This is a genomic window from Streptomyces sp. NPDC050287, assembly GCF_044459385.1.
GTDB lineage: Bacteria > Actinomycetota > Actinomycetes > Streptomycetales > Streptomycetaceae > Streptomyces.
The window spans coordinates 26,726-33,191 of the sequence record NZ_JBITIY010000029.1 but is presented as its reverse complement, the minus strand read 5'-3'; the positions used below and the strand labels follow the sequence as shown (position 1 = coordinate 33,191).

Here is a 6,466-nt window from a genome sequence, read left to right as displayed (position 1 = left end):
CACACGGTGATCGTCAGTCCCGTTTCAGCGGCGAGCTGGGCCAGTTCGAGTTTCCATGCCCGGGTGCGGTAGCCGTTGGAACCACCCGCGTCGGCGGTGATCAGTAATCGTGCCGCCTGGGGGTATGCGGCCTGGCCCTGGCCGTGCCACCAGCGGCGGATCGACTCCACCGCGAACGCGGCGGTGTCGTGATCGGTGCCGACGTTGACCCAGCCGGTGTCCGCCGCCAGATCGTAGATGCCGTAGGGGACGGCCTTGCCCAGCTGCGGGTCGGCGAAGTCATGCACGCTCACCGGAACCGGCTCACCTGTCGGCCGCCACTGGCGGCCGTTGTTCTTGAACGCGCCGACGAGTTCTTTCTTCTTGGTGTCCACGCTGATCACCGGCTGGCCGGTGTCCCGGTGCTCGCGGGCCTGCTCGTTGAGATAGCGGAACTGGTCATCCCGGTCCGGGTGCTGATTGCCTTCGATCGTCTTGGCGTTGGCCTGAAGGCTGAAGCCTTCCTCCCGCAGCAGGTCAGCGACGGTGTCGGCACTGACGCGGTGCCCGGTCTGCGTCAGCTCCCGCGCAAGCGTGCGGGTCGACTTCACCGTCCACCGCAGCGGCGACATCGGATCACCCCGCACATCCGGCTCAACCAGCGCCAACAGTGCCGGCCGCAGCCCCGGGTCAAGATCCGTGACCCGCTTGCGGCCACCGCCCGGACGACGCACCCTCCCCAGAGGCTCCTCACCGGCCTCGAGTTCGAACACGCCCTTGCGGACCGTCGTCTCGCTGACCGCAGCGGCCTGTGCCACGGCCCGGACGCCACCGTGTCCCAGTGACCGAGCTTCCGCAGCCATCAGCAACCGCCGCTGCCGCTCGTCCAGATGCGGGAGTAACACCGCGAGCTTCACAGCGAGTTGATCACGAGTCTCGTCCGGGATGCGCATACCACATCAACGATCCTCAGAACGGGAAGCAACACCTTGATTCCCTGCAAGCCCTAAGGGCTGTCCCGTAAGCCGTGCTTCAGCTGACGGTGGCAGGGCGCGGGGGTGGAGAAGTTGGTGGCAAGCTGACCGCGAGTAAGGGACGATCACGACGTGACGGCTCTGCTCTTGCCAGACGCGCCTGAAAGCGTTGAGCGGTGTGGTGCCGTGCTGACGTCGGAGAGTAATTGTCAAGACCTGTGGATGGGAGCTGTGCCGACCCATTGGTGGTAGGCGTCTACGTCGACGTTGCTGCCGCACACGATGGTGACGACGTGTCGGCCGGCGAAGCGGTCGCGGTCTTCGAGGATCGCCGCGATGCCGAGCGCGGCCGAAGGTTCGACGACGAGGCCGGCGTGGTCAAGGAGCATCCGCATACCGGCGATGATCGACTCCTCCTGGACCAGGACGGCGTCGTCAGCGACCAGGAGGAGGTCGTCCAGGACGGCCGGGATGGGACACCGGCCGGCGACCCCGTCGGCGATGGTGTCGGTCGAGTCGGTGGTGACGATACGATGCTGGCGCCACGAGTGTGTCAGCGCCGGTGCGCCCAGCGGCTGGATGCAGATCACCTCGACTTCGGGTGCCAATGCCTTCACCACATGACCCACGCCGGTGGCGAGCGCCCCGCCGCCGAGAGCGATCAGGACGGTGTCGAACGACGGCGCGGTGTCCACCAGTTCCAGGCCGATGGTCGCCGCGCCCTCGCAGGTCTCGATGTCCAGGCTGTCTTCGACCAGCCGCATGCCGTCGTACCGCGCGATGGCCGCCGCCCGCTCGCGAGCCATCTCGTGGTCGCCGTCCACCAGCTCCAACCCGGCGTCCAACGCGCGGATGCGATCAAGCTTGGCCCGAGTCGCAAAGCGGGATGCCACGACGGTCACGTCGAGCCCCCGGCCGCGACCGGACCAAGCGAGGGCTTGGCCAAGGTTGCCCGCGCTGGCGCACACCACGGCTCGCGAGCCATCGTCGGCGAGCAGGCTCGCGACCACCTCGGTGCCGCGGGCCTTGAAGCTGCGGACCGGGTTCGCTGTTTCGAGCTTGATGCTCACCGTGCATCCGAGGTTGGGCTCCAGCGCCTCGCAGCGGTATAGCGGAGTGTCGAGAAAGACCGGGTCGATCACCCGGCGAGCCGCCCGGATCCGAGCAGTGTCGAGACGCGTCTCCTGCACGACACAGCAGCGTAGTGCCACCGGCGCTGGTTCCAGAGCAACTGTCAGGAGTTGCAGGTCGGTTGAGGAGTGTTACGCTGCGGCGGGTTCCTCGGGGCGTTCGACGAGGTGACCGTTCTCGAAGCGGGCGCCGTTGCGGACGAGGGCGACGAGGTGGGGTGCGGTGATCGCGCGCCAGCGGGCTTGGGCGGACTCGACGAGCTTGAACACCATCGCCAGGGCCGCGGCCGGGCTGCCCGCACCGCGGGTGACCTTGGTCCTCAACTTCACGGTGCTGAAAGTGCTCTCGATGGGATTTGTCGTGCGCAGGTGCACCCAGTGCTCGGCGGGGAAGTCGTAGAACGCGAGGAGCTCGTCGGCCTCGTCGGTGACCTTCCTGGTTGCTTTCGGCCACTTCGCTCCGTAGGCGCGCTCCAAGTCCTTGATCGCCTTCTCGGCGTGGTCGCGGTCCTCGGCGTTGTAGATCTCCTGCAGGGCCTTCTTCGCGCCGGGCTGAGCCGACTTCGGTAGCGCGTTCATGACATTGCGGACCTTGTGAACCCAGCACCTCTGGTGTCTGGCCTGCGGAAATACCTCTGCGAGGGCTCTCCACAGGCCCATCGCGCCGTCGCCGACGACGAGTTCGGGATCGCGCATGCCGCGCCGGCGGCAGTCACGCAGCAGATCCGCCCACGACTCGGTCGATTCCCGCAGCCCCTCGGCCAGCGCGATGAGTTCCTTGCGGCCGTCGGAGTGCACGCCCATGAGTACCAGGACGCAGGAGTGGGCCTGGCCGAGGCGGACCTTGGGGTGGACGCCGTCGGCCCACATGTAGACGTAGTCGGGATCCCACAGGTCACGGGCCTGGAAAGCGGTGTGGTCGTCGGTCCACTGCTTCGTCAGCCGGGTCACCGTCGCCGGCGAGAGGCCGGCCGAAGAGCCCAGGAACTGCTCCATCGCGGGCACGAAATCCCCGGAGGACAGTCCGTGGAGGTAGAGCAGGGGCAGGACCTCGCTGATCTTCGGGGACTTGCGGCACCACGGCGCGAGGATCTTCGACGAGAACCGCTTGCCCTCACCGGTCTCCCCGTCGACGCGCTTGTCGTTCACGCGGGGCGCCTTCACCGCGAGCGGCCCGGCGGCGGTGGTCACCGTCCGTTCGCGATGATGGCCGTTGCGGACCACCAGACGGCGGCCGACCTCGTCCCGCTCACCGGCCAACCCAGCTATGTACTGGTTGACTTCGGCCTCCAGAGCCGCGGCGAGCATCCGCCGGGCACCCTCGCGGACGATGTCGTCCATCAGGGATCCGGTCTCCGTGGTTCCGTCGTTGTTGACTACGCTGAGCACGGGCGTGCCTTCCCAACCCGCGGTGCAACGCGGGTCTACTCGGTGACCATCAATCGATCACTCGGGAAGGTACGCCCTCCGCGTTCCGCGAGGCACCCCTCCCGAGGCCAATCCACAGGTCTTGAGCATTGCTCGACGTCCGGATCGATGCTCGGCTTGGTGCCTTCCACGCCGGGCCGGAGAGGACGCGTGTGTCACTCCCCACGCAAAGCCCCAGCCGGGCGCCGCCGCGTGATCCTGCACGTCGACGAATCCTGGATCCTCGAAGTGGCAGAACGGGCAGGACATCGCGACCCGGCCGCCGACGATTACGGCGTCCCCATCGCAGCAGTCGCCCCCACCGCGGCGAACTCCTTGATACACCCCTCTACGACGGCGCCTACGCCCGTGCCGCCGCCCTGGCCCACACACTGGGCCGCTGCCGCTGGCTGGAACGCTCCAACCTCACCGTCGCCTGCGCGGTCGCCGTCATGTATCTCGAGGCCAGCAACGTTCCCGTCAGCCCCACCCGCGAACAGCTCACCGCACTCGCCCACGAGCTGAACAACCCCCGCTGCACCGCCGGCCGGATCGCCTCCTTCCTGCGCACTTGGAAACCCTGACACCGGACCGGGCGGTGATCGCCCTCAGGCCGTGACATCCGGTGAGCCGGGGGAGAACGGTGACATCTGGGTGCGCTGTGAGTCGCCCGGTGGGGCAGGACCTCGGCGGGGCCCGAGGGACTCACAATCCGGATCGCGCACCAACTCCCCCCCACCCATGGGGGCTGGCCGCAGCCGCTGCGTCGCCCGGCATATCCTGTCGCTGTGGGACTGGACCTCACCCTGCGCATGGCTGACTGGGAAAGGCTGCGCGTCATTCCGGTCGAGGACCGGATCCAAGCACTCGACGAGACGATGTGGCCGTCGGATCTCGACGACGCTTACCACAGCATGTACGGCTTGGCCGATGGATGGGTGTGGCCCCCGAACCAGGGTGCGGCGTGGTGCGCCGAGTACCACTTTTTCAGCACCACCGGCTCCTACAGGTCGCATTCCAAGGCCGGCGATGCCTGGGCCGACATTCGGGTGCTCGCCGACGCATCCCTGCGCGACGCGATGGACCGCTTCCTGAACGGCCTGATCTGGGACAAGGACCCGGCCGAGGAGCCCGCGCTGACCGGAGGCGGGGGCTTCTTCCCGCCCGTCACCGACCGCCGACGACCCCACATACTTCTCGTCTGCCCGCCCGAGGCGGCTCACGGAAAGTCCCGTGCCTGGGAGCGCGCCGCACCGCGCCTGGAGGAGCTGCGCGGACCCTTCGCCGCGGAATGCGAGGGCTGGGCCGGACGCCCGGACACCTTCGAGGAGTTCGCGACCCTCATCCGTGAATGGGGCGACGTGGTAACAGAGACCGCCCGCCGCGGCTGGGGCCTGCTCGGCGTGCCGTAGGGGCACACCCAACACAGTCGTCATCCCGCAAGGCGATGGCGGCCTCACCCTTCGTTTCGAGGCCCATGGCAGATGAGAGCGAGGTGCAGATTGTTGAGCAGCTGCTCCAGTTGGCCGTGAATGGGGGCCTTCCCCGGTGTGGAGATGGCGGTCGTGGTCCAGCCGTCCGGGCCGGATCAGAACCAGATGCGGGCAGAAGAGAGCCCCAGTCCCGCTGCCGCGGTCTGCCTCCACACGCGCAGCAGCCCGTCGATAAGTGCCGCGGGATCCTCGTCGCCCAGCCAGTCATCGATGCGGGCCAGCACGTGTTCCCGATCTGAGAGCCCGCCGAGCCGGCGGTACAGTTCGGTGCCGTCCGGGACGGCGGGGAGGACCCCGGCGAGCAGGGTGCGGGCCGCGCGGACGTCCCTGAACAGGACCGGGACGGGGTGCTTGCTGTAGTTGAGGTGGTAGTGGTCGGCTTCGGCCTGTTCGGCCACCAACGGACTGCCCTCGGGTTCCGCCATAAGCGCGAGCTGAAGGGACTTCCTGACCGAGGGGAGCCCCGCATCGGTGGTCATCGGATCCGCCCGTTCCTGCTATGCGGCAGCGAGCTGCAGGAGTTCCGGAACGCCCTGGGCGTCCTGGTAGGGCTGGAAGCGGGGGAGAAGGGCGTCGACAAGCTGTACGCAGCAGGGTGCTCCGATGCGGCGGGCCAGGAGCAGGGACTCGGTGGCGGCGGGCTCGGGTTCCTTCAGATCGAGGTAGCTCGCGGCACGGTAGGCGAGAAACACCCCGCGGGTCTTGTCCCGGGCCGGGACAGCAGGCCCTCGCCTTCGAGGTCCAGGAGGGCCTGGCCGGAGTCCACGGCGGGATCGGCTTCCGATACCCAGCGCACCAAGCGGGCCGGTCGGCGTCGGCGTCGCCCAGGTGTTTCTCCGCCGCGGCAAGGGTCCGCAGCACGGCGCGCTGTTCGCTCCCGTCGCCCTGTGCAGCGAGGGCGCGCGCGAGGCGTAGCTGGAGCGGGCAGCGGGCGGCGGGGTTCTCGGCGCGGGTCAGGGCATGGTGGAGGATGCGGGCGGCGGTGGTGTGGTCGCCTCGCCAGGCGGCCTGGTAAGCAAGGGCGCCCCTGCTTGTCCCAGGCCACCCGGGTGAACCGCGCGACCCGTGCGGTCGATGACTTCGGCTTAATGAACGTCTCGCCGAGGACGGTCAACTCCGTGCCCGGCTCAGCCTTTTGCAGGGCTTCCAGCCGTGCCCGCGCGTCATGGAGCCGCTTGGTCACGAAGTCGACCAATGTCGGCAGCGGCGCCTGTCGGACCTCATGGGCGAGCAGACATGGCGCGAATCGGGACTAGGAGCCCCCGCTGACCATGAAGAACTCCAGCGCCAGGTCGTGACCCTGAAGCGGAAGCTGCCTTCGAGGTGACACGCGACGCGATCCTGGCCGAGGATCCGGTCACCTGATCTTTTCGCCGAGGCCATTCCATACCGGAGGCCAGCAGCCGTGCTTGGCGCGGGCGTTCGTTCGTGGACGTCCGCGCCGGGCGCGCGTGGTCGCGTAGAAGGAGCCGAACCTCCGGGG

The 6,466-nt window shown here is 68.4% G+C and carries 6 protein-coding genes and 1 pseudogene; 2 read left to right on the top strand and 5 right to left on the bottom strand.

Annotated elements, in window-relative coordinates:
- The 3 genes from ACIBK3_RS45810 to ACIBK3_RS45800 all read right to left on the bottom strand — a co-directional run.
- A partial coding sequence (locus tag ACIBK3_RS45810; RefSeq protein ID WP_399374543.1) for an ISAzo13 family transposase occupies positions 1-932 on the bottom strand: 932 nt, incomplete at its 3' end.
- Between the two features lie 230 nt (positions 933-1,162).
- Positions 1,163-2,143, bottom strand: coding sequence for a threonine/serine dehydratase (locus ACIBK3_RS45805; protein ID WP_399374542.1), 981 nt, complete (start codon positions 2,141-2,143; stop codon positions 1,163-1,165).
- A gap of 72 nt (positions 2,144-2,215) precedes the next feature.
- The gene (locus tag ACIBK3_RS45800; protein WP_399374541.1) at positions 2,216-3,472 is read right to left on the bottom strand and encodes an IS256 family transposase; all 1,257 of its coding nucleotides are present in this window, start codon (positions 3,470-3,472) and stop codon (positions 2,216-2,218) included.
- A 231-nt stretch (positions 3,473-3,703) separates the two neighbouring features.
- On the opposite strand from ACIBK3_RS45800, the pseudogene ACIBK3_RS45795 reads away from it, so the two are divergent.
- Together ACIBK3_RS45795 and ACIBK3_RS45790 are read left to right on the top strand one after the other, a co-directional pair.
- Positions 3,704-4,074, top strand: a pseudogene (locus ACIBK3_RS45795) (fic family toxin-antitoxin system, toxin component).
- Between the two features lie 204 nt (positions 4,075-4,278).
- On the top strand, positions 4,279-4,902 hold the full coding sequence (locus tag ACIBK3_RS45790; RefSeq protein WP_399374540.1) for a hypothetical protein: 624 nt from the start codon (positions 4,279-4,281) through the stop codon (positions 4,900-4,902).
- A gap of 176 nt (positions 4,903-5,078) precedes the next feature.
- Here the strand turns inward: ACIBK3_RS45790 and ACIBK3_RS45785 are convergent, their stop codons facing one another.
- Both ACIBK3_RS45785 and ACIBK3_RS45780 read right to left on the bottom strand, forming a co-directional pair.
- Entirely contained in the window at positions 5,079-5,462 is a 384-nt protein-coding gene (locus ACIBK3_RS45785) for a hypothetical protein (RefSeq protein WP_399374539.1), read from the bottom strand.
- Between the two features lie 18 nt (positions 5,463-5,480).
- Positions 5,481-5,675, bottom strand: a complete 195-nt coding sequence (locus tag ACIBK3_RS45780; protein WP_399374537.1) for a hypothetical protein — start codon at positions 5,673-5,675, stop codon at positions 5,481-5,483.
- Between the last annotated feature and the right edge of the window lie 791 nt (positions 5,676-6,466).

Coding starts and splice junctions, on each gene's coding strand:
- ACIBK3_RS45785 (WP_399374539.1), bottom strand. CDS start 5,462: ATGACCACCGATGCGGGGCTCCCCTCGGTCAGGAAGTCCCTTCAGCTC.